The organism is Hephaestia caeni, assembly GCF_003550065.1.
Classification (GTDB): domain Bacteria; phylum Pseudomonadota; class Alphaproteobacteria; order Sphingomonadales; family Sphingomonadaceae; genus Sphingomonas; species Sphingomonas caeni_A.
The window spans coordinates 1,513,207-1,533,353 of the sequence record NZ_QXDC01000002.1; the positions used below are offsets into that span (position 1 = coordinate 1,513,207).

Consider the following 20,147-nt stretch of genomic DNA (forward strand, 5'->3'; position numbering starts at 1 on the left):
ATTTGTCCGACAAAGCCGCACGCGGGTCAAGCGGCGAGGAAATCCGCGATCGCCCGCCCCAACTCGGGCTTGGTCACCGCACTCATATGCCCGCCCGGCACGCTCGCGAGCCTGGCGTGCGGCAGCAGGTCCGCCAGCGCCTCGTGTGAACCGTTGTCACCGTCCTCGTCGCCCGCGAGCACCAGCGTCGGCTGATCGATCGCCGCAATCGCATCGCGCGGCGTATCGACGAAGGTATCGAGAATACCGAGCAGCGCAACCGGATCGCCCCCGGTCGTCTTGAGGAATGCCTCGGCCAGCCATTCGGGGCTGCCGCGCTCGAAACTGCCGAGGTGGGTGAGGATATTGCGGAAATGCCCCGCCCGCTTTCCGGTATCGAGCAGTCCGGAGAGCCCCATCCCCGAAACGATCACGCGCCGGGGCGCCGCCCCGAATCCAGCCAGCATCCGCACCGTCGTGCGCGCGCCGAGCGAATAGCCGCCGAGATCATAGTCGGTCAGTTCCAGATGCTCGATCAGCGCCATCCCGTCGCGCGCGAGCGTATCGGGCGGATAGGCGGCCGCATCGTGCGGTTTCCCGCTCTCGCCGTGCGCGCGCAGGTCGGGCATGATCACGCGGAAGCCTTTGGCCGCGATCGCCGCCGCGTGGCCGAACCGAATCCAGTTGGTGAACGCGTCCGAGAAATAACCGTGGATCAACACCACCGGCCGCGCGTCTCCGGTCTCCGGGCCCAGTTCGCGCCACGCCAGCCGCGTGCCGTCGAAACTCTCGAAGAACCGCGTCTCAGTCGGGGAGTTTGCCAACGGTCTTCATCCAGCGATCGACGAGCGGCTTGTGCTCGTCGGTGCGGTATCGCGGCAGGTCGCGCGTGTCGAGCCAGGCCTCATGCACGCTCTCGGCGCCAAAATGGTGCTTGGGGACGAAGCGCGAAGGATCGTCGAAACTGCCGATCGTCAGATCCATATTCTCGCTGCCCTCGTCGAAGGCGAAGCCCAGCGGCGTCCCGCACGCCGAGCAGAAAGGACGCTTGGCGAACGGCGAGGAGGCATACCAATCGGGCGCTCGCTCCCACGTCACGTCGGCGCGCTTGACGTTCTTGAACGCGATCGAGACGCCCCCGGTCGCGCGCTGGCACATCCGGCAATGGCACAGATACGCCTCGTCGTCATGCACCGCGACAGCGTAGCGCACGCGCCCGCACTGGCACCCGCCGGTCATCGTCTCGGTCATGTCGCCTCCCCTCGCACGGCGCGACTCAGGATCGCTGCGAACGCATCGGCCGGCGCGTTCTCTGCAAAGGCCGGCACGCCGTCGGGCAACGTGATCCACCGCTGCATCCGCTTTGTCCAGATGTGCGCAATCGGCATCACCGCATCGCTGGCATCGAGCGTTCCCGCCCGCAGCGTCAGCATTCCCGGCCGCGAGGGGCTTGCTGTGTAGAGCCGCGAGAAGCAGGCCGGGCAGCCGAACTGCCGGGAGATCACGCCGATCGGCGTCGTGAACGCCTGCTCGGTCGGCGCGCCCTTGGTGATCGACAGCGCATTGGCCGGCACCACCGCCTGCTCGACAAACGCACTGCCCGACCAGGTCTGGCAATCGCGGCAATGGCAGCAATAAACCGGCGGCAGACGATCGGGCGTGAGGTCGTACCGAACCGCGCCGCAACGACAGCCGCCGGTGACGCTACGGCTCATGCGCAGCCGCCCGCCTCGGCAATCGCCGCATCGAGCGCTTTCGTCAGCGCCGCTCGCGCGGCACGATGGTCCATGTGGTCGATGTCGCTGAGCGAATGATGTTCGCCGACCCGCTGCAACAGCCGATAGCCGACATAATAGCCCCAGCGCGCCGGGAAACGTCCTGCGCCATCAGCCAGGAAATAGCCCGAATAGGCATCCCGCGTGTCGGCATCGAAATCACGCTTCGTCGTGCAGAGCGCGGCGCGCCAGTCGGCGTCGACCGCAGCGCGAATAGGTTTCGGCTGATCGAGCATCAGCGCATGATCGTCCGCCCCCGGGTTCATCTGCGCCGCGGCATAGGTCGCTCCGCCTTCTTGCCACAACGCGCACCACACCGTCGTTTCGGGCGCGCAATCCTTGAACCACCGCCCGTTCTCGACGTGGAACAGTTCGTGGTCGAGAAACGGCCCGATCGTGCCGTCGCTGTGGATGCGCGCGATGACGTCGGCGCCGAAGACCAGATAGGTCGTACCGCGGATCGTCCGCGTGCCGCCGTCCATCCGCCCCAGCGAATGGATGAACCACACCGGAAGCGTCGGCCGGAAACCGGGAAAGAAGGTGCGGAAATGCTCCATCGCCTTGGCATAGGCCGCCGGAAAATCGTGCTCGACGCGTTCATATTGCGGGCGGATCGCGGCAAAGCCGTTCAGCGCCTTTGCCACCTGCCGATCGAACTCGACGTCGCTCTGCCCGGGCGAGGGTTCGTAGAAGCCGGGAAACAGCCGGTCGAAACTTTTACGGAACAACGCCACGCGCGCCGCCTCGGGCATCTCCGCCGTGCGGTCGTGGAACCGCTCGAAATCATGAGTCAGCGCATGATAAGGCGCGCGTGCCGGCGCCGCGCCCGACAGCGCAAGGCCCGCAAGAAGGAAAAGGACGGAACGGCGCATCGGGCGTGTCTAGCACGACACGCCCGTCTCAGAAAATACGACGAGAGCCGCGGCGTTATGCCGCTTTCTGAAGATGCCGCCGCCCGAGCAACTCCGCGATCTGGACGGCGTTGAGCGCCGCACCCTTGCGCAGATTGTCGCTCACGCACCACAAGGCGATGCCGTTATCGACCGTGGAATCGTCGCGCACACGGCTGACGAAGGTTGCATATTCGCCCACGCACTCGACCGGGGTCACGTAGCCGCCGTCCTCGCGCTTGTCGACGAGCATTACGCCGGGCGCCTCGCGCAACAGCTTCTGCGCCTCATCGGCCGAAAGCTCGTTCTCGAATTCGATCGTCAGCGCTTCCGAATGGCCGACGAACACCGGCACGCGCACGCACGTCGCCTGCACCTTGATACTGGGGTCGAGAATCTTCTTGGTCTCGGCCACCATCTTCCATTCCTCCTTGGTCGAGCCGTCCTCGAGGAACGAATCGATGTGCGGAATGACGTTGAAGGCGATCTGCTTGGTGAATTTCTTGGCCTCGGCCTGGTCGCCGACGAAGATGTTGCGGCTCTGCTCGAACAGTTCGTCCATCCCCGCCTTGCCCGCGCCCGAGACGGACTGATAGGTCGACACCACGACGCGCTTGATCGTCGCCGCATCGTGCAGCGGCTTGAGCGCGACCACCATCTGCGCGGTCGAGCAATTCGGGTTGGCGATGATGTTGCGCCGCGTATAGCCGTCGATCGCCTCGGGGTTCACCTCGGGCACGATCAGCGGCACGTCGGGGTCCATGCGATAGAGCGACGAATTGTCGATCACCGTGCAGCCCGCCGCGGCGAACTTGGGCGCATAGACCTTGGTCGCCTCGGAGCCGATCGCGAACAGCGCGAAATCCCAGCCCGCGGGATCGAAATGCTCGATGTTGCGAATCTTGAGCTTGCGGCCGGATTCGCCGAAATCGACCTCCTCGCCCGCCGAACGCGACGAGGCGAGCACCGCGATCTCGTCCGCCGGAAACTCGCGCTCGGCGAGGATGTTGAGCATCTCGCGCCCGACATTGCCAGTCGCGCCCGCGACCACCACCCGATAACCCATGTTTCGATCCATTCCATTCTCGTCGCCCGCGCCGATCGGGCGCGCGCTGCGCTGTTTAGGTGGTGACGCCGGGAATGGAAGCAAGTTTTGCTTGCGGCGCGCGCCGCATCGGCATCAATCGCTGATAAGCGAGCGAGCGCCACGCCCATTCGAGCGGCCCGCTCGCGAAGTAGCGCAGCCACAGATTGGCGAGCACGATCTCGCCCGCGATCACCGAAACGGCGATGGCGCTCATGCTCGCCCAGCCAAACCGGCCCCACAGGTTGAAGCCCCACGGCGCGAACAGCACCCACATGCCAAGCACCTGCTGGAGGAAATAGAGGCTGAACGCCACCCGGCCGGCCGCCTTGAACGGCTGAAGCAGCCCACTCCCGAATCGGGTCTGCACCGCCAGGTTGATCAGCGCAACATGGCCGAGCCCCAGCGCCAGCCGCGCGACTTCGGCCGTGAACCAGATCGTCCGCGGCCCCGGCGAAAACGACAGCGTCTCGGCAAGCCCGATCCCGCGCAGAGTGAAGCCGATCGCATAGCAGCCGATCAACAGCCGCAGGTAGAAACCCCGGTCGCGCTGCCCCTGGATGATGCCCCATTTCCACAGCGCCATGCCGATCAGCATCGTGCACACTGCCTCGATCACGCTCCAGACGAGCCATTCGGAGATCAGATCGCGCCACATCCGCCAGAAATGCGCGGCATAGGCAAACGGGCTGCCGGCGTGCGCGGCCTGTTCGTCGGCGATCGCCGTCGCGGTTTCCGCTGGCCGGTCGAGCGCCTCCATCGTCCGCCGCCAATCGACCAGCGCCGATCGATCGGCACGCGTCAGCGGCAGCCCCGCTTGCTCGGTGGCGACGGCGCGATTGACGTCGTGCACCAGCTCGGTGCGCGTCACATATTCGCGCACGCCGTAATCGGGGATGCCGAGCGCGAACAGCACCGACCAGCCGAGCCCCAGCGTCAGCAGCAGCTTCGGCCCCAGCCGCCGGAACGGGAAGATGAACAGCGCGGCGAGTGCGTAGATATGCAGGATATCGCCGGGCCAGAACAGCACCACCGCGTTCACCACGCCGAACGCGAGCAGCCACAGGTTGCGCCGGTAATAGAGGTCGGCGACCGCCACCGGCCCGTCGGGCTCCATCGCCCTGGCGGTCAGGATCATCATCCCCGCGCCGAACAGGAACTGGAGCACGCAGCGCATCGTGCCCGACCAGACGAGATAGTTCACGCTCCACGCGATCCGGTCGGGCAGCGTCCAGCCGATCGCGCGCACATCGGCGCTGAACTGCGCCACCGGGGCGGCCATATACGGAATATTGATGAACAGGATGCCGAGCAGCGCGATTCCGCGCAGCATATCGAGCACCTCGATCCGCGCCGTGCCGCGCACCGGCGCCAACCCGGGGGCGCCGACCGTCGTTATCGCATTCATCACCATTCCCACGCGGCCCATCCACCGGCCACGTGGAGCGATTACGCCCTGTTCGGACGCCGATTAGCTAATGTTTTTGGTTAACGGCGCATTAGGCGCCAGCCGCCGCCCGCGTCGCCATCGGCGATCGCTCCCCGTTCGGGCTGAGCCTGTCGAAGCACCGCCCTTCTTGCGATCGGCCAAGCAATAAAGCAGTGCTTCGGCCCGAGCGGAGCGGGAGCGATTCCGATTGAACGCACCCCGCTCCGGGCGTCAGTCGCCGCTCGCCTCCCCATCCGGGTCCACCGGCGGCAACCCGACATGCCGGTTGAGGAAGTTGAGGATCGTCAGATAGACGTGCGCGCTCACGCCAGAAATGCTGTGCGTCTTGCCCGGATAGAGCATCGTCTCGAACGGCTGGGTCGCGGCCTGCATCTTCGCCATCAACTGGCTCGAATTGTCGAACACGACATTGTCGTCGGCGAGGCCGTGGATCAGCAGCAGCGGATCGACGATCTTCGCCGATTCGGCGAGCGCGCCCGACGCGGTATAGGCGTCCGGCACCTTGCGCGGATCGCCCATGTAGCGCTCGGTATAATGCGTGTCGTAGAGCTTCCAGTCGGTCACCGGCGCCACCGCGACCCCGGCCGCGAACACACCCTTGGTCTTTTCGAGCAGCTTGAGCGTCATATAGCCGCCATAGGACCAGCCGAAGGTCGTGATCTTGTCGGGCGCAACGAACGGCTGGCGCTTGAGGAAATCGACGCCCTTCAACTGATCGGCGACCTCGACGGTGCCCATCGCGTGCCAGATCGCATCCTCGAATTTCTTGCCACGGTTGGCCATGCCGCGATTGTCGACCTCGAAATACACATAGCCCTGATCGACGATATATTGCGGCAACCCGCCGCTCCATCGATTGATCACATTCTGCGCGCCGGGGCCGCCGTAATGCTGCATGAAGACGGGATATTTCTTGCCCGTCTCAAGCTTCGGCGTGATCATCTTATAATGCAGCACGGTGCCGTCGTCGGCCTTGATCGTGCCGAAAACGGTCGGGCGCAGATCGGCGACATAAGGCGCATAGGGATGGCTGGCGTCGATGTCGTTCTCGGCCAGCCACGCGATCCTCTTGCCCGCGGCATCGGCGAGATAGACCTGCGCGGGGTGATCGGTCTTCGAGCGCGAGACGACGATCCTGCTCGCAGCACCATCCATGCTCGCGCCGTTGGTCCAACCGTTTTCGGTCAATTGCGTGAGCTGGTTCGGCCGCGCGATATCGACCGAATAAAGCTGCTGCTCGATCGGCGTATTCTTGTTGGCGGTGAAATAGAGCCGCCCCTTCACCTCGTCGACGCCGACCAGGCCGGTCACTTCCCACGGCCCACTCGTCAGCGCGACGAATTTGCCGTTGGCATAGTGATACAAATGCCCGTGGCCCGATCGTTCGGACCACCAGATCAGGCTGCCGTCGCTGAGCGCACGGAACGAATCAGACAGATTGATCCAGCTCTTCGGCCCCGATTTCTCGGAAAACAGCACCCGCGATGTGCCCGTCGCGGGATCGACGACGAGCATATCGAGTTGGGTCTGCGCGCGATTCTCGCGCTCGACGTACAGCGTATCGCCGTCGGCCGACCAATGGACTCGGGCGAGGTAGATATCGGGGTCGGCCCCCATGTCCACCTTCACCTTGCCCGACCCGTCGGGTTTCATGACGTAAAGATCGACGAGCGCGTTGGGCGTGCCCGCCGCCGGATAGCGCTGGTCGTAGACCTTGGTGCCCGCCGCCCCGATCGCCGCGCGGCTGACGATACCGACCGGGCTCTCGTCGGTGCGCTGGACGGCGATGTAGCGGTCACCCGGCGACCACCAGTAACCGGTGCGCCGGCCCATTTCCTCCTGCGCCACGAACTCGGCGGTGCCCCAGCTCACCGTATCGCTCGCGCCTTGCGTGATCTGCCGCTCCGCACCGCTGCCAATCGGCGCGACGAACAGTTCATTGTCGCGCACGAAACTGACATAGGCGCCGTTGGGGCTGATCGTGGGATTGAGTTCGCCGGCTTCGGTGGCGGTCAGGCGGCGCACCTTGCCGTCGAGGCTCGCGAGATAGAGGTCGCCGTCGAGCGGCACCAGGATCGTCCTGCCGTCGGGTGCCCAATCATAGGTGACGATGCCCCGGTCGCCGCCGATGCGCAACCGCTCGCGCTGCATCTTCTCGGCCTCGGAGAGCTCGGCGCCGGTGCCGATCTTCTTCGAATCGACCAGCATCCGCTCAGCGCCGGTCGCGGTGTCGATCGCCCACAGGTCATAGCGCGCCTGCTCGTCGGGCCGCGCCTTGAGCAGTGTCACCAGCGTGCCGTCGGGCGAGAGCTTGAGCCCGCGCAGCGACGGCCCCGCCAGGCTCGGCTCGCCGAACACGCGATCGAGCGTCAGCTTCTTGGGCGCCACGTCCTCAGCATGCGCCACGCCCGCGATCGACGCGAGCATCACGCCCGCCAGCAGCCACGTTTTCGGCATGTTTCTCTCCGGTATATGATCGATTGCCCCTCGTGCCCCGATCGGGGCCATGCCGCACTATCGCCGCGCCAGCCGCCGGCGTAAAGGTTGCGGATGAAACGAACCGGCGTGCGCAATTCGATACCGTGACAAGCGTTCTAATCAGGCAAGGGAATCAGTGAATCAACGTCGCGTGCCGCCTCCGCCCAGCGCCATACCGCATCGCCAATCCATATGCGGAAAGCCGTAGCATCGACGACCACTTTCTTTGGACTGCCCAGGCAAATGCGCCCGATGCCGATGATCGCCGCCTGAAGTCGCCGATGAAGCTCCGAATTGACCGGCGATTTGACCAGCCGCACCGACAGTTCAGGCGCCTCGCGCACCATGCACAGCGCAATTTCGAAATGACGGTAGTCGACGGGCAGGCGCCACCGGTTACGCGGCGCTTCGCGCTCGTTGAACCGCCGCCGCACCGCCGGGTCATGCGTGTCTGCCGCCGTCAGCAACAGATCGGGAGCGTATCGTTCGAGCGCATATTCGAGTAGCGCCCCGCGATCGAACATGGAGTCGCCGCGCGACTTCACGTCATCGAACGAGAGGGGCGAATAGCCCAGATGACAACCGATATGTTTGCTGACGAGAAGGCCCTGCGCATATTGTGTCGAAGCTTTATTCGGCGGCCCATCGAGAATCTCGCGCAGCACGCCCGGGTCGATATCGCCCAGGCAATGCACAAATATCTGCGCCTTATCGAGCGCGATCCTGTTGTCGATCATCGCAGCCCCACCCGCCAGAACAATCTTCGTCGGAGTCTTGATCACCGGCACTCGCTCGCCTTCAACGACGATCTCCTGCCCTTCGGAATCGCCCACCGTGATTTGCGGCTCAGCGGATCGTGGAGCGGCGGCTGTCTGCGCTGCGGCGACGTTTGCGTGGCCCGTGACCAGCAACGTCACAGCCAGAATCGATACCTTTCCCCTCATTTCAGAAACTTAGGCCGGATCGCACCCGCCGTCAAAGCGCCGTGGATGCCGGAACGCGCAGACGAAAAGAGCGTGGGAAGCATCCTTCCCACGCCCCTTCGGAAAGTTCGATGATCGATCGCTCATTCGGCGGCAGTGGCCACCGGGCGATTGTCGCGGCGTTCGGCGATGCGCGCCGCCTTGCCGGTGCGGCCACGCAGATAATAGAGCTTGGCGCGACGCACGGCGCCCTTGCGGACGACGGTGATCGAATCGACGTTGGGCGAATAGAGCGGGAAGACGCGCTCGACGCCCTCGCCGAACGAAATCTTGCGGACGGTGAAGTTCGATCCCATGCCCTTGCTCGACCGGGCGATGCACACGCCCTCGAAATTCTGAACGCGGGTGCGTTCGCCTTCGACGACCTTCACGCCGACGCGCAGCGAATCGCCAGGACGGAAATCGGGAATCTTCTTCTCGGCGGTGAACTTGGCGATCTGCTCGGCCTCGAGCGTCTGGATGAGGTTCATCTCATTCGTCCTTCGTCTGTCGCCGCGCGCCAGAGGGAGACTGGACCCGAGCGCCCTCGTGGCGCTCCCAAAGATCCGGCCTCCGTAGCCGTGTCTGTTCCTCCGCCATCGACTTGCGCCAGGCGGCGATTTTCGCATGATCCCCCGATCGCAGCACTTCGGGGATCGTGCGCCCTTCCCATATCTGAGGTCGGGTGTAATGCGGGTATTCGAGCAACCCCGTCTCGAAGCTCTCGTCCTCCCCGCTCGAAGCCGCGCCCATTACGCCGGGCAGCAAGCGAATGCAAGCGTCGAGCAGCACCAGCGCGCCCATCTCGCCGCCCGACAGGATATAGTCGCCGATCGATACCTGCTCGATGGCGCGACCCTCGAACAGCCGCTCGTCGAACCCCTCGAAACGCCCGCACAAAATCGTGACGCCCTCGCCCCCGGCAAGCGCCCGCACCCGGCCCTGCGTCAGCGGCGCGCCGCGCGGCGTCATCGCCAGCACCGGCCGCGTATCGGCGACGCTGTCGAGCGCCGCCGCGACGACATCGGCGCGCAGCACCATCCCCGCACCGCCGCCCGCGGGCGTATCGTCGACGGTGCGATGCTTGTCGGTCGCGAAGTCGCGGATCTGGACGGTATCGAGCGCCCACCGCCCCTCCTCCCGCGCCCGTCCGGCCAGCGACAAGCCAAGCGGCCCCGGGAACATCGCCGGGTAGAGCGTGAGGACGGTAGCACGCCAGGTCACAGCGGGACTGTCCAGTTTTCGACACGCAATCCCGGCACATCGGCGAAATCGCGCTCGTTGTTGGTGACGATCGTCAGGTCGCGCGACAATGCCTGCGCCGCGATCAAGCGATCGAGCCGCCCGCGCCGGAAGGGTATCGTCGGAAAGACGCGCGCCGCCTCCAGATCAAACGGCAGCGCTTCGAAGACCTGAAGCACCTCGGCCAGCGCCTCTTCCTCATCCATCCCGAACAGCGCCTCGGCGACGCACAGCGTCGAGGTCACTGCCATACCGGGCATGCATTGTTCCACTCGACGACGCAGTTCCTCGGAAGCACCGGCCGCGATGTAGATCAGGATGTTGGTATCGAGCAGAAAGCGCGGATCATCCACGACGGAGCAGCTTTCCTTCCCGATCGAGTTCACGGGGCTCCATCGGCAAGCGTTCAACCGGCTTCAAGCCTGGATGCGACCCATAGACCCCCGTCAGATCGATCCGCCGAGGCTCATCCTCCACCGGCTCGAATTCGAACTTGCCGTGTTCTTCGCGCACGATCATTTCCTCGCCGGCCTTCAGCCCGAGCGCCTTGGGCAGCCGGAGCGCGACCGAATTGCCCGATTTGAACACCTTGGCGCGATATTCCTTCGTCATCGCCTCCTCCGTATATACATTATGTATATACATTCCCACCCACCCGCAAGCGGCCGGGGGTGGAATCAGCCCCCTCCCGCGTTCTACAACGCCCACCACCGATTCGGCTGCGGGAGCGCGCGATGGCGAAAACCGTACCTCAGGAACCGACGCTGCTTTCGGGCGGTAATCCGCAGATCGCCAAGGGCAACGGCGATGCGCCTGTGCAGGCCTATATCGCCGCGATGCCGGGCTGGAAAAGCGACGCCGGGCGCCGCCTCGACGCACTGATCACGCGCACCGTTCCCGATGTACAGAAGGCGATCCGATGGAACTCGCCCTTCTACGGGGTCGAGGGCCAGGGCTGGTTCCTGAGTTTTCATTGCTTCACGCGCTACATCAAGGTCGCGTTCTTCAAGGGTGCCGCGCTCGATCCGCTCCCGCCCGTCGATTCGAAGGACAAGAACGCGCGTTATTTCCACATCCACGAAGACGATTCGCTGGACGAAAAACGGGTCGCAAGCTGGATTCGCCAGGCATCCGAACTGCCCGGCTGGATCCCCTGAAGGCGAAACACGCATGACCGAAACCGCCAAAACCCCTGCCCAACTGATCGACGATCGCATCGCCGCGCTGGGCGACTGGCGCGGCGAGATGCTCGCCCGCCTGCGCGGCGTCATCCTCGCAACCGATTCCGACATCGTCGAAGAATGGAAGTGGCGCGGCGTTCCCGTCTGGTATCGCGACGGCATGATCTGCACCGGCGAGACCTACAAGACCCACGTCAAGATGACCTTCGCCAAGGGCGCGTCGCTCGCCGATCCGGCCGGGCTGTTCAATTCGAGCCTCGACGGCAACGTCCGCCGCGCGATCGACTTCCACGAAGGCGATACGGTCGACGAGACAGCGTTGAAAGCGCTCATCCGCTCGGCGATCGACCTCAATACCGCCGGAAAGCGCCGCTGAACCCTATTCGGGTGGCGGCTCGCCGTTCGCCACCGCCAGAAAGCGATCGAGCAACATCAGGCGCACCGCGATCTCGGGGCGATAGCTTGCATCCCCGGGCGTCAGGTCGAGCGCGCGCGCCCAATAAGGCCGCGCTTCGGCGAACTCGCCCGCGCGCACATAAGCGAGCCCGAGAAAGAAAGGCGGTGCCGGATGCTTCGGCGCCAACGCCATCGCACGCCGAAAAGCGAATAGCGACGCGGGCGACACTACCCCGCCGTCATGCTGCGCCAGCGCGTCGCCCAGCCCCGTCCACAGCACCATATCCCTCGGCATCTTGCGGATGCCGGCGAGCATCACCGCGGCACCGGCATCGGGTGCGCCCGACCGGATCATCGCATCGGAAGCCGCCAGATACGGGGTTTCGGCGGTGAAGTTGCCCATCATCGCGCCGCGCAGCTTGACGATGCCGGGATCGATCTCGATCCGCTGGGCATCGGCCTCGGCCGGGCTGCCCGCTTCACCGGGCCGACCTTGCAGCGCATAGCCGGTCGCGCCGAGCATCAGCGCCGCGCCCACCAGCGACCACAAGCCGCGCCCGACACCGAGCAGCGCCAGCGCCCCCGCTGTCCCCGCACCGATCACGATCAGCCACACCCAGCCCATCAGCGCCGCCTCCGCTGCTTGAAGCTCGCACGCGCGATCCACACCCCTGCCAGCAGCAGCACGATCGGCGCCAGCCACAGCGGCGCCGTCACCGCGCTCATCGGCGGATCATAGGTGATATAAGCGCCATACCGGTCGATCAGCCAATCGCGGATCTGGTCCGGGCTCTCGCCCTGCGCGATCCGTTCGCGCACCAGCGCGCGCATCTGCCCCGCCATGTCGGCATCGCTGTCGGCGATCGCCTGTCCCTGGCACACGACACAGCGCAACTCGTCCATCAGCGCCTTGGCCTTGGCCTCCTGCCTCGGATCGGGAAGCTGCGTGTCGGCCATCGCCGCGGGCGGCAGCGGCGTGTCGGCAAACGCAGGCGCTGCGACCAGCAGCGCGAGGGCCACCAACCGCTTCATCGCGCACCCCGCACGGCGGCGGCGATCGTCTCGACATCCTCGGCCCGGATGTCGCCGATATGCTGGAGCACGATCCGGCCCTTGCCGTCGATCACATAGCTTTCGGGCACCCCCGACGATCCGATCGCGAGTTGCAGCCGCCCGTCACGATCGTCGCCGACGCCCACGAACGGATTGCCGTAGCGGCGCAGAAAAATGCCGGTATTCTCCGGCGTATCGCGCACCGCGACGCCCTCGATCGGCACGCCCATCGCCTTCAGCCGCATCAGTTGCGGCGATTCGGCGATGCAGGGAATGCACCAACTCGCAAAGACGTTGAGCAGCCGCGGCGTGCCTTGCGTGAAGCGCGCCTTGTCGACGCCCGGCACGCCCTCGACCATCGCAGGCAACGCAAATTCGGGCAATTCGTGGCCGACCAGCGCCGACCGCACATCGCGATCGGCGGGCCGGAACAGCCCGATCGCCACCACCGCAAGCACGCCGACAAAGGCAACGAACGGCAGCCAGATCAGCGCCTTCCTCATGCCTCCTCCTCGCGCCGCGCCACGCGGCCTTCGCGCACCAGCCGCCCGAGCAGCGACAACAGGCCCCCCAGCGCGATCAGCGCGCCGCCAAGCCAGATCAGCGTCACGAACGGCTTCCACCACAACCGCAATTGCCAGCGGCCCTGATCATCGGCTTGCCCGAGCACGGTATAAAGCTGTCCGTCGAGCCGCGTCGCGATCGCCGATTCGCTCGTCACCGTCGGCGGCGCGGAAAAGAAGCGCGATTGCGGGCGCAGCACGAACGGCGCGCCTTCGCCGCGCCGCGCGACGAGCTTAGCCTCGAGCGCCGACCAATTGTCGCCGACGACGGGGCGGATTCCTTCCAGCGTCACGCTGAACGGCCCGACGCGATGCGGCTCGCCGACGCGCGCGGCCACCAGCGTTTCCTTGGTGAACGCGCTATCGCACGCCATGCCCGCAAGGCTCACCGCGATCCCGAGATGCGCGATCACCATCCCCCAGGTGAACAGCGGCGTCCGCCCGAGCGCCCGGCCCCACAGCGGCGCCACGCTCGCCACCGCGAGCCCGGCCGCAAAGCCGAGGCCCAACAGCGGCAGCACCCGGATGCCGGGCACCGCCACCAGCACGATTCCCAGCACCGCGACCGTCACGATTCCCGGCACCGCCACCCGCCGCGCCACCGCGCCAGCGCGGTCGCGCCGCCAGCGGATCAGCGGCCCCGCCGCCATCACCGCGACCAGGGCGAGCGCGATCGGCCCCGCGGTCTTGTCGAAAAACGGCGCGCCGACCGAAAGCTGCACCCCCATCCCCGCCGCGACGATCGGGTAAAGCGTCCCGATCAGCACGACCGCGAGGATCACCGACAGCAGCAGGTTGTTGATGACGAGCGCGCCCTCGCGGCTCACCGGCTCGAACGTCGCGCCCGCGCGGATCGTCCCCACCCGCAGCGCGAACAGCGCCAACGCCCCACCGATATAGAGCGTCAGCAGCGCAAGGATGAACTCGCCGCGCGTCGGATCGAGCGCAAAAGCATGCACGCTCGTCAACACCCCCGACCGGACGAGGAACGTCCCCACCATCGACATCGAGAAGGCGACCACCGCGAGCATCACCGTCCACGCGCGCAGGCCGTCGCGCGTCGCCAGCACGGTCACCGAATGGAGCAGCGCGGTCGCCGCCAGCCACGGCATCAGCGACGCATTCTCCACCGGATCCCAGAACCACCAGCCGCCCCAGCCAAGCTCGTAATAGGCCCAATAACTGCCCGCAGTGATCCCCAGCGTCAGGAAAATCCACGCCCCCAGCACCCACGGCCGCATCGCCCGCGCGAATGCCGGCCCCACGTCGCGCGTCACCATCGCGCCGACCGCGAACGAAAACGCCACCGACAGCCCGACATAGCCCGCGTAGAGCGTCGGCGGATGGAACGCCAAACCAGGGTCCTGCAACAGCGGATTGAGCCCGTTGCCGTCCGCCGGCGCCGGCAGCAGCCGCGCGAACGGGTTCGAGGAAAACAGCAGGAAGGCGTAGAAACCCAGCGCGATCGCGGCCTGCGCGCCCAATGTCGCGATCAGCGTCGCCGGCGGCAACCGCTTTTCGAGCAGCGCCACCGCCGCACCCGCCGCGCCCAGGATCGTCACCCACAGCAGCATCGAGCCTTCATGGTTGCCCCACGCGCCCGCGAATTTATACAGCCACGGCTTGGCGGTGTGGCTGTTCTGCGCGACCAGCAGGACGGACATATCGCTGCGCAGGAACAGCGCGATCAGCAACCCCATCGCCAGCACTGCGAGAGCACCTTGCACCACCGCCACCGGCCGGACCGCCGCAAGAAGCTGATCCGCCACCCCCCGTTCTCCCGCGAAAGCGGGAGTCCAGGAGTCACGAGCGCCGTCCTCGGGGGCCTGGGCTCCTGCTTCCGCAGGAGCACGCGTCGCCCGCACGCCCATCGCCGCCAGCACGAGCTGCAACAGCGCCAGCGCTGCGGCGAACCACAAGGCGGCAAGACCGGCTTCGGCGATCATGGCTCGAGCGACTTGGTCTCGTGCATCGCTCCCGCGACCTGCGGCGGCATGTACTTCTCGTCATGCTTGGCGAGCAGATTGTCGGCGACGAAGCTGCCGTCGGACTGGAACTGCCCTTCGGCGACCACGCCCGAATCCTCCTTGAACAGGTCGGGCACGACGCCGCGGAAACGCACCGGCACCTTGGCCACGCCATCGGTGACGACGAAGGCGATCGACACCCCGTCCGCCTGTCGCGCGATCGATCCCTTTTCGACCATCCCGCCCAGCCGCACATGCTTGCCGAGCGGCAGGCCGTCGCGCGCCACATCGCCCGGCGCATAGAAGAACGCCGCCTGATCCTTGAGCGCGGAGAGCGCGAGCCCGCTCGCGCCCAGCACCGCGACCAGCGCGAGCAGCACGAGCACCAGTCGCTGATGCTTGGCCTTCATCGCCGCAGATCCTCGACCGCGCGTTCGGCCGTCACCATCGCGCGCCAGCTCGCCAGCGCGAGCACCGCTGCGGCGGTCAGCGTCACGCCGTAAGCGGCCGCGACGAAGCCCCAGTGGGTCATACCGCGAGCCGCCGCAATCGCGCCTCGACGCGCTGCGCCGCCACCAGTGCGCGCATTCGCATCAACACCACGCCCGCGAAGAACAGGCTCGCCCCCGCGAGCGTCCAGAACAGCGGCCACAGGATCGCCGAATCGATCGTCGAGCCGGTCAGCCCGATGCTCTGCCCCTGGTGCAACGTGTTCCACCAGGTGACCGAATAGCGGATGATCGGCAGCAGCACCGTGCCCGCAATCCCGAAGATCGCCGGAATACGCCCGTCGCCGCCGCGGTCATGATCGGCGCGCGCCAGCGCGATATAGGCGAGATAGACGAAGAACAGCAGCAGCATCGAGGTCAGCCGCCCGTCCCATTGCCACCACGTCCCCCAGGTCGGCCGTCCCCAGATCGATCCGGTAACGAGGCACAGCGCTGCGAACACCGCGCCCGGCACCGCGATCGCGCGCGCCGCGACGCTCGCCAGCGGATGCCGCCAGACGAGAAAGACGATGCTCGAAATCGCGATCCCGCTCCAGCCGCCCATGCCGAGCCACGCGGTCGGCACATGGATATACATGATCCGCACCGTCTCGCCCTGAAGGTAATCGGGCGGCGTCCGCATCAGCCCGCCCCACGCGCCGACCGCGAACAGCGCGACGCCGAGCCATAACAGGATTGGCGTCAACGGCCGCGCGATCTTCAGGAACCGCGTCGGGTTGGCAAGGGCGTGGAGCACGGGCACCGCCGATCGTTAGGGGATCGCCGAGCGCGAATCCACCATCACTTGCCGTCATGCTGAACTTGTTTCAGCATCCATTCTGCCGTTCGCATCGACGTTGCCCGCTGCACGATGGACCCTGAAACAAATTGGCGTTCATCCCCTTCGGATACGTAAGCGCCGAATTACCCCCTCTTCCCACCCCGGCGAAGGCCGGGCCCCAGGTGCGCGCCGCCCGATGCTGGACCCCGGCCTTCGCCGGGGTGGTGAATGAAAGTACGTATCTGAAGGGGATAGTCGCCAAACAAGTTCAGGGCGACGGAGTCGAGGGTGATTCCTACCCCCGCCCGATCAGCCGCTCGGCGATCGCGTCGGCGACCTCGGACGCCGGCCGGCCGGCGCGCAGGCTTTCGTCCCACACCTCGGTCAGCCGTTCGGGAATTTTGTCGATCCGCGCCATCACCTCGGCCTCGTCGCCATGTCCCAGATATTCGAGCCCGACGTTGATGATCCCGCCCGCGTTGATCACATAATCGGGCGCATAGAGAATGCCGCGCTCGAACAACCGCTGGCCGTCGGCAATCGTCGCGAGCTGGTTGTTGGCGCCCCCCGCGATCACCGTGGTCCTGAGCCGGGGAATCGTCCGCTCGGTCAGGATCGCACCCAGCGCGTTGGGGCTGACGATATCGGCCTCCAGCGCCAGCACCTCGGCGGCGTCGACCGTCTCCGCGCCCAATTCTTCGGCAAGCGCCATCGCCTTGTCGGCGTCGACGTCGGCAAGCGTCAGCCTCGCCCCGTCCTTCGCGAGCAGCCGCGCCAGCCCGCCACCGACCGAGCCGACGCCCTGGATCGCGACATGAACCCCCTTCATGTCGTCCGCGCCGAGCCCACGCTTGGCGGCCGCCTTGACGCCCAGATAGATGCCGCGCGCGGTATACGGCCCCGGATCGCCGCCCGCGGCACCGCTCGCGACTGGCAGGCCGGAGACGTACCGCGTCTCACCGGCGATCACCTTCATCCGCGCTTCGGACATGCCGACATCCTCGGCGGTCACGTAACGCCCGCCGAGCGAATCGACCGCGCGCCCGAACGCCTTCAACTGCGCCTCGCTGATCGTCTCGCCCGGCCTGGCTGCCAGCACCACGCCCTTGCCGCCGCCGAGCGCCAGCCCCGCCATCGCATTCTTGAAGCTCATCCCGCGCGACAATCGCAGCGCATCGGTGATCGCATCGTCCGAATCGGCATAATGCCAGAAGCGCACGCCGCCTGCCGCCGGGCCGAGCGCGGTCGAATGGATCGCGATGATCGCGCTCAGCCCCGAGGCCGGATCGGTGAACAGGTGAACGCCTTCGTGCGCATCGAAATCGGGGAAGCCCCAGCTCGCGGTCATGGCTCTCCTTCGATGGGGCCTTCGACGGGGCGGCAATCGGCGACGCCGACCCTGAGCGATAATGGGGCGACCGACGGGACTTGAACCCGCAACTTCCGGCATCACAAGCCGGCGCTCTAACCAATTGAACTACGGTCGCCGTGATCGCGTGGCCCCTAGCGGCGCGACCGCCCCAGCGTCAAGCGCCACGCACCCTGCCCGCGTCGATCCTCCCCCGCAAGGGGAGGTGGCACGAGACCACGCGCCTCATGCTCCCCGATACCCGCATCGGCGCTGGCGATCGATCGCGAATTTTGGCACAGATGGCGCATGTCCACGCCGCCCGCCCGCGTCGCCGATCCCGGCTCCGGCCTGCCCGCCGATCACGTCCTCGAAACGCTGCGCGCCCAGCCCGCGATCCAGCGCGTTCCGACCCCCAAACTGACGCTGTTCGCCAGGCGCGGCTTTCTCGATCCCGAAACCTGCGCCGCGGTGATCGACCGGATCGACGCCCGCCGCCGTCCCTCGACGATCGCCGACGCCAACGGCGACACTGCGTTTCGCACCAGCGAGACGTGCGATCTCGATTCGGCCGATCCGGTGATCGATCGCGTCGAGGCGCTGATCTCGGCGTTCACCGGGCTCGATCGCGCGTACGGCGAGCCGGTCCAGGGGCAGCGCTACGCGGTCGGCCAGGAATTCAAGGCGCACACCGATTATTTCGAGCCCGGCGGCGAGGACTATAAGATCCATTGCCGCCACACCGGCAACCGTACCTGGACGGTGATGATCTACCTGAACCAGCCCGGTGCCGGGGGCGCCACCCGCTTCAAGGCGATCGACAAGACCATCCAGCCCGAAACCGGCAAGCTGCTCGCCTGGAACAACCGCCGGCCCGACGGTCTGCTCAATCCGGCCACGCTCCATCACGGGATGAAGGTGCGCAGCGGCACCAAGTACATCATCACCAAATGGTTCCGCGAACGCCCCTGGCCCCGCCCGCGCACCGAACCCGACGCCTGAGCGCGTTTCGGATGCGCCTGTCGGCGCATTGCGGCGCCGATCCGCTCCTCACCCGGCCACCTATAGAATACTGCCGTTGGGAGGCCGGGTGGGGAGCGGGCCAGCACCGCTTCGAAAACCACGGCTGATCGTCGTTGAGGCACAGCTAAGCCACATCATCGTCCATCCGATCGCCCGATGTGCTAGAGTGCGATGACTTTAGGTTGATCCGTTCGCCCTGAGCTTGTCGAAGGGCCGTTCTGCGATGGGCTCGTTAATCGCTTGCGCCATGAAGTGCGGTGCTTCGACAACCCCGGATCAAGTCCGGGGACGAACGGGTTTGGGGAGCGGTTCGACTTAAAATCATCAGGCTCTAATGGAAATCGATCGCGCGCCGCGGGGGCGCGTCAGCGGGCATCGGGGGCGTCGCAGGAGAGACATCCGATGGCCGCATACCGGCGCCTTCACCACCGCGGGCCGCGGCCATGATCACATTGCTCGTGCTCGATGCCGCGCGCGATTGCCTGCGCCGCCCCCACGATCCGCCGAACTGCATCTGCCGCGCGCCCAGGCATCATGCCGGTCCGCACGAATATGTCCCCGTCGATATGGTCGTCGTCACCGGCGAAGACGCGGCCGAACCCAGGCTCGAACAGCCGGTCGCCGACTGAGGAGACGTCCATGCCCGACGACCCTCCGGTCCATCTGACGGCGCGGCAGGCGCGTGGCGGCACCATCATCCTGCGCACGCGCCGCCGGCGGCTGATCTTCATCGCCGGGCTGGTAGCGCTGGCGCTCGTCGCGGTGGCAATCGTTTAGAACACGGGCCATCAGCACACGAGTGTCAGACCCCGACCCGTTCGCCCTGAGCTTGTCCGATCCGACGCAACCGGCTTCCAAAATCAAAGGCTCCGAACCAACTGGAAAATCCAGTCAATTCGAAGCCTTGGATGGTGGGCGCGGCTGGGATTGAACCAGCGACCCCTGCGGTGTGAACACAGTGCTCTACCACTGAGCTACGCGCCCGAAACGACAAAGCGGCGGATCACGCCGCCGCTTCGCGTTCGCAGCCCTTTAGCAGGCGGCCGGCACTTGTCCAGACCGCCTGCCAATGGCGTAACGGTCTTTTAGTTGACCGCGTCCTTCAGGCCCTTGCCCGCCTTGAACTTGGGCTGGGTCGATGCCTTGATCGTCATCGGCTCGCCGGTGCGCGGATTGCGGCCCGTCGATGCCTTGCGCTTCGAAACCGAGAAGGTGCCGAAGCCGACCAGGCGAACCTCGTCGCCCTTCTTGAGCGCACCCGAAATCGAATCGAACACGGCCTCGACCGCTTTGCTGGCGTCGCCTTTGCCGAGACCCGACGCATCGGCCACGGCGCCGATCAGTTCTTGCTTGTTCATTCCCTGGGAACCCCCGTTTGATGGTCAAAAAAGGAATCGCGGCCTAAGCCGGTGGCGCAGTAAGGCCATTCGACCGGCCCGAGTCAAAGGGAAATCGCCGGAATCCGGGGCAAGTCGTCCCAAATTCCG

The 20,147-nt window shown here is 66.1% G+C and carries 26 protein-coding genes and 2 tRNA genes; 5 read left to right on the forward strand and 23 right to left on the reverse strand.

The genetic code is table 11. The features are described 5' to 3' along the window. Positions 1–26: 26 nt before the first annotated feature. The 12 genes from DFR49_RS07050 to DFR49_RS07105 all read right to left on the reverse strand — a co-directional run bounded on the left by DFR49_RS07050 (position 27) and on the right by DFR49_RS07105 (position 10,472). Positions 27–803 (reverse strand): alpha/beta fold hydrolase, encoded by a 777-nt coding sequence (locus tag DFR49_RS07050; RefSeq protein ID WP_119034917.1) that lies wholly within the window; start codon positions 801–803, stop codon positions 27–29. Next, complete coding sequence (locus DFR49_RS07055) at positions 784–1,230, reverse strand: GFA family protein (RefSeq protein WP_119034918.1); 447 nt, start codon at positions 1,228–1,230, stop codon at positions 784–786. The genes DFR49_RS07050 and DFR49_RS07055 overlap by 20 nt, the downstream gene beginning before the upstream one ends. Beyond that, positions 1,227–1,694 (reverse strand): GFA family protein, encoded by a 468-nt coding sequence (locus DFR49_RS07060; protein WP_119034919.1) that lies wholly within the window; start codon positions 1,692–1,694, stop codon positions 1,227–1,229. The genes DFR49_RS07055 and DFR49_RS07060 overlap by 4 nt, the downstream gene beginning before the upstream one ends. Continuing rightward, entirely contained in the window at positions 1,691–2,626 is a 936-nt protein-coding gene (locus DFR49_RS07065) for a DUF2268 domain-containing putative Zn-dependent protease (protein WP_119034920.1), read from the reverse strand. Before DFR49_RS07065 ends, DFR49_RS07060 begins: the two co-directional genes overlap by 4 nt. Before the next feature lie 55 nt (positions 2,627–2,681). Beyond that, positions 2,682–3,710: an aspartate-semialdehyde dehydrogenase gene (locus tag DFR49_RS07070; protein ID WP_119035335.1), complete on the reverse strand. Its 1,029-nt coding sequence runs from the start codon at positions 3,708–3,710 to the stop codon at positions 2,682–2,684. A 55-nt stretch (positions 3,711–3,765) separates the two neighbouring features. Beyond that, positions 3,766–5,136 (reverse strand): DUF418 domain-containing protein, encoded by a 1,371-nt coding sequence (locus DFR49_RS07075; protein ID WP_119035336.1) that lies wholly within the window; start codon positions 5,134–5,136, stop codon positions 3,766–3,768. A 252-nt stretch (positions 5,137–5,388) separates the two neighbouring features. Then, positions 5,389–7,635: a S9 family peptidase gene (locus DFR49_RS07080; RefSeq protein ID WP_119034921.1), complete on the reverse strand. Its 2,247-nt coding sequence runs from the start codon at positions 7,633–7,635 to the stop codon at positions 5,389–5,391. Between the two features lie 137 nt (positions 7,636–7,772). Next, a complete protein-coding gene (locus DFR49_RS07085) occupies positions 7,773–8,573 on the reverse strand; it encodes a hypothetical protein (protein ID WP_147373661.1) in 801 nt (266 codons plus the stop codon). A 149-nt stretch (positions 8,574–8,722) separates the two neighbouring features. Then, on the reverse strand, positions 8,723–9,109 hold the full coding sequence (gene rplS / locus DFR49_RS07090) for a 50S ribosomal protein L19 (RefSeq protein ID WP_119034923.1): 387 nt from the start codon (positions 9,107–9,109) through the stop codon (positions 8,723–8,725). A gap of 1 nt (position 9,110) precedes the next feature. Further along, on the reverse strand, positions 9,111–9,842 hold the full coding sequence (gene trmD, locus DFR49_RS07095) for a tRNA (guanosine(37)-N1)-methyltransferase TrmD (protein ID WP_119034924.1): 732 nt from the start codon (positions 9,840–9,842) through the stop codon (positions 9,111–9,113). Further along, entirely contained in the window at positions 9,839–10,213 is a 375-nt protein-coding gene (locus tag DFR49_RS07100) for a type II toxin-antitoxin system VapC family toxin (RefSeq protein ID WP_119034925.1), read from the reverse strand. Before DFR49_RS07100 ends, trmD begins: the two co-directional genes overlap by 4 nt. Beyond that, positions 10,206–10,472 carry an AbrB/MazE/SpoVT family DNA-binding domain-containing protein gene (locus DFR49_RS07105; RefSeq protein ID WP_119035337.1) on the reverse strand — a complete coding sequence of 89 codons (267 nt, stop codon included), beginning with the start codon at positions 10,470–10,472 and terminating at the stop codon, positions 10,206–10,208. Before DFR49_RS07105 ends, DFR49_RS07100 begins: the two co-directional genes overlap by 8 nt. Positions 10,473–10,594: 122 nt before the next feature. On the opposite strand from DFR49_RS07105, the gene DFR49_RS07110 reads away from it, so the two are divergent. Both DFR49_RS07110 and DFR49_RS07115 read left to right on the forward strand, forming a co-directional pair. Beyond that, the gene (locus DFR49_RS07110; protein WP_119034926.1) at positions 10,595–11,017 is read left to right on the forward strand and encodes a DUF1801 domain-containing protein; all 423 of its coding nucleotides are present in this window, start codon (positions 10,595–10,597) and stop codon (positions 11,015–11,017) included. Between the two features lie 13 nt (positions 11,018–11,030). Further along, complete coding sequence (locus DFR49_RS07115) at positions 11,031–11,417, forward strand: DUF1801 domain-containing protein (RefSeq protein WP_119034927.1); 387 nt, start codon at positions 11,031–11,033, stop codon at positions 11,415–11,417. Between the two features lie 3 nt (positions 11,418–11,420). Here DFR49_RS07115 and DFR49_RS07120 read toward each other — a convergent pair whose 3' ends face one another. The 9 genes from DFR49_RS07120 to DFR49_RS07155 all read right to left on the reverse strand — a co-directional run bounded on the left by DFR49_RS07120 (position 11,421) and on the right by DFR49_RS07155 (position 17,776). Then, complete coding sequence (locus tag DFR49_RS07120) at positions 11,421–12,104, reverse strand: tetratricopeptide repeat protein (RefSeq protein WP_342768461.1); 684 nt, start codon at positions 12,102–12,104, stop codon at positions 11,421–11,423. Then, the gene (locus tag DFR49_RS07125; RefSeq protein WP_119034929.1) at positions 12,062–12,469 is read right to left on the reverse strand and encodes a cytochrome c-type biogenesis protein; all 408 of its coding nucleotides are present in this window, start codon (positions 12,467–12,469) and stop codon (positions 12,062–12,064) included. Before DFR49_RS07125 ends, DFR49_RS07120 begins: the two co-directional genes overlap by 43 nt. Then, positions 12,466–12,993, reverse strand: a complete 528-nt coding sequence (locus DFR49_RS07130) for a redoxin family protein (protein WP_119034930.1) — start codon at positions 12,991–12,993, stop codon at positions 12,466–12,468. Before DFR49_RS07130 ends, DFR49_RS07125 begins: the two co-directional genes overlap by 4 nt. After that, positions 12,990–14,999: a heme lyase CcmF/NrfE family subunit gene (locus tag DFR49_RS07135; protein WP_119034931.1), complete on the reverse strand. Its 2,010-nt coding sequence runs from the start codon at positions 14,997–14,999 to the stop codon at positions 12,990–12,992. The genes DFR49_RS07130 and DFR49_RS07135 overlap by 4 nt, the downstream gene beginning before the upstream one ends. Further along, positions 14,996–15,430 carry a cytochrome c maturation protein CcmE gene (gene ccmE / locus DFR49_RS07140; protein ID WP_119034932.1) on the reverse strand — a complete coding sequence of 145 codons (435 nt, stop codon included), beginning with the start codon at positions 15,428–15,430 and terminating at the stop codon, positions 14,996–14,998. The genes DFR49_RS07135 and ccmE overlap by 4 nt, the downstream gene beginning before the upstream one ends. Further along, a complete protein-coding gene (locus tag DFR49_RS22370) occupies positions 15,427–15,552 on the reverse strand; it encodes a hypothetical protein (RefSeq protein WP_281271745.1) in 126 nt (41 codons plus the stop codon). The genes ccmE and DFR49_RS22370 overlap by 4 nt, the downstream gene beginning before the upstream one ends. Continuing rightward, complete coding sequence (gene ccmC, locus DFR49_RS07145) at positions 15,549–16,271, reverse strand: heme ABC transporter permease CcmC (protein WP_119034933.1); 723 nt, start codon at positions 16,269–16,271, stop codon at positions 15,549–15,551. The genes DFR49_RS22370 and ccmC overlap by 4 nt, the downstream gene beginning before the upstream one ends. Before the next feature lie 313 nt (positions 16,272–16,584). Then, the gene (locus tag DFR49_RS21920) at positions 16,585–17,637 is read right to left on the reverse strand and encodes a Glu/Leu/Phe/Val dehydrogenase family protein (RefSeq protein ID WP_170150950.1); all 1,053 of its coding nucleotides are present in this window, start codon (positions 17,635–17,637) and stop codon (positions 16,585–16,587) included. 62 nt (positions 17,638–17,699) lie between these two features. After that, positions 17,700–17,776, reverse strand: a tRNA-His gene (locus DFR49_RS07155). Between the two features lie 170 nt (positions 17,777–17,946). Between DFR49_RS07155 and DFR49_RS07160 the strand changes: the two genes are divergently transcribed. The 3 genes from DFR49_RS07160 to DFR49_RS07170 all read left to right on the forward strand — a co-directional run bounded on the left by DFR49_RS07160 (position 17,947) and on the right by DFR49_RS07170 (position 19,437). Then, positions 17,947–18,639 carry a prolyl hydroxylase family protein gene (locus tag DFR49_RS07160; protein ID WP_119034935.1) on the forward strand — a complete coding sequence of 231 codons (693 nt, stop codon included), beginning with the start codon at positions 17,947–17,949 and terminating at the stop codon, positions 18,637–18,639. A gap of 464 nt (positions 18,640–19,103) precedes the next feature. Then, positions 19,104–19,289, forward strand: coding sequence for a hypothetical protein (locus DFR49_RS07165; RefSeq protein ID WP_119034936.1), 186 nt, complete (start codon positions 19,104–19,106; stop codon positions 19,287–19,289). A gap of 10 nt (positions 19,290–19,299) precedes the next feature. Then, positions 19,300–19,437 carry a peptide ABC transporter permease gene (locus DFR49_RS07170; protein ID WP_119034937.1) on the forward strand — a complete coding sequence of 46 codons (138 nt, stop codon included), beginning with the start codon at positions 19,300–19,302 and terminating at the stop codon, positions 19,435–19,437. A gap of 132 nt (positions 19,438–19,569) precedes the next feature. On the opposite strand, the gene DFR49_RS07175 is transcribed toward DFR49_RS07170, so the two are convergent. Together DFR49_RS07175 and DFR49_RS07180 are read right to left on the reverse strand one after the other, a co-directional pair. Next, positions 19,570–19,644 (reverse strand) — tRNA-Val (locus tag DFR49_RS07175). Positions 19,645–19,745: 101 nt separating this feature from the next. Next, complete coding sequence (locus tag DFR49_RS07180) at positions 19,746–20,018, reverse strand: HU family DNA-binding protein (protein ID WP_119034938.1); 273 nt, start codon at positions 20,016–20,018, stop codon at positions 19,746–19,748. Positions 20,019–20,147: the final 129 nt, after the last annotated feature.

Bases quoted from the DNA above. Each gene is read 5' to 3' on its own strand.
- DFR49_RS07165 (WP_119034936.1), top strand. From the start codon at position 19,104: ATGATCACATTGCTCGTGCTCGATGCCGCGCGCGATTGCCTGCGCCGC.
- DFR49_RS21920 (WP_170150950.1), bottom strand. From the start codon at position 17,637: ATGACCGCGAGCTGGGGCTTCCCCGATTTCGATGCGCACGAAGGCGTT.
- DFR49_RS07060 (WP_119034919.1), bottom strand. From the start codon at position 1,694: ATGAGCCGTAGCGTCACCGGCGGCTGTCGTTGCGGCGCGGTTCGGTAC.
- DFR49_RS07115 (WP_119034927.1), top strand. From the start codon at position 11,031: ATGACCGAAACCGCCAAAACCCCTGCCCAACTGATCGACGATCGCATC.
- DFR49_RS07070 (WP_119035335.1), bottom strand. From the start codon at position 3,710: ATGGGTTATCGGGTGGTGGTCGCGGGCGCGACTGGCAATGTCGGGCGC.
- DFR49_RS07160 (WP_119034935.1), top strand. From the start codon at position 17,947: ATGTCCACGCCGCCCGCCCGCGTCGCCGATCCCGGCTCCGGCCTGCCC.
- DFR49_RS07080 (WP_119034921.1), bottom strand. From the start codon at position 7,635: ATGCCGAAAACGTGGCTGCTGGCGGGCGTGATGCTCGCGTCGATCGCG.
- DFR49_RS07110 (WP_119034926.1), top strand. From the start codon at position 10,595: ATGGCGAAAACCGTACCTCAGGAACCGACGCTGCTTTCGGGCGGTAAT.
- DFR49_RS07125 (WP_119034929.1), bottom strand. From the start codon at position 12,469: ATGAAGCGGTTGGTGGCCCTCGCGCTGCTGGTCGCAGCGCCTGCGTTT.
- DFR49_RS07130 (WP_119034930.1), bottom strand. From the start codon at position 12,993: ATGAGGAAGGCGCTGATCTGGCTGCCGTTCGTTGCCTTTGTCGGCGTG.
- DFR49_RS07135 (WP_119034931.1), bottom strand. From the start codon at position 14,999: ATGATCGCCGAAGCCGGTCTTGCCGCCTTGTGGTTCGCCGCAGCGCTG.
- DFR49_RS07055 (WP_119034918.1), bottom strand. From the start codon at position 1,230: ATGACCGAGACGATGACCGGCGGGTGCCAGTGCGGGCGCGTGCGCTAC.
- ccmE (WP_119034932.1), bottom strand. From the start codon at position 15,430: ATGAAGGCCAAGCATCAGCGACTGGTGCTCGTGCTGCTCGCGCTGGTC.
- rplS (WP_119034923.1), bottom strand. From the start codon at position 9,109: ATGAACCTCATCCAGACGCTCGAGGCCGAGCAGATCGCCAAGTTCACC.
- DFR49_RS07170 (WP_119034937.1), top strand. From the start codon at position 19,300: ATGCCCGACGACCCTCCGGTCCATCTGACGGCGCGGCAGGCGCGTGGC.
- DFR49_RS07065 (WP_119034920.1), bottom strand. From the start codon at position 2,626: ATGCGCCGTTCCGTCCTTTTCCTTCTTGCGGGCCTTGCGCTGTCGGGC.
- DFR49_RS07180 (WP_119034938.1), bottom strand. From the start codon at position 20,018: ATGAACAAGCAAGAACTGATCGGCGCCGTGGCCGATGCGTCGGGTCTC.
- DFR49_RS07105 (WP_119035337.1), bottom strand. From the start codon at position 10,472: ATGACGAAGGAATATCGCGCCAAGGTGTTCAAATCGGGCAATTCGGTC.
- DFR49_RS22370 (WP_281271745.1), bottom strand. From the start codon at position 15,552: ATGACCCACTGGGGCTTCGTCGCGGCCGCTTACGGCGTGACGCTGACC.
- DFR49_RS07075 (WP_119035336.1), bottom strand. From the start codon at position 5,136: ATGAATGCGATAACGACGGTCGGCGCCCCCGGGTTGGCGCCGGTGCGC.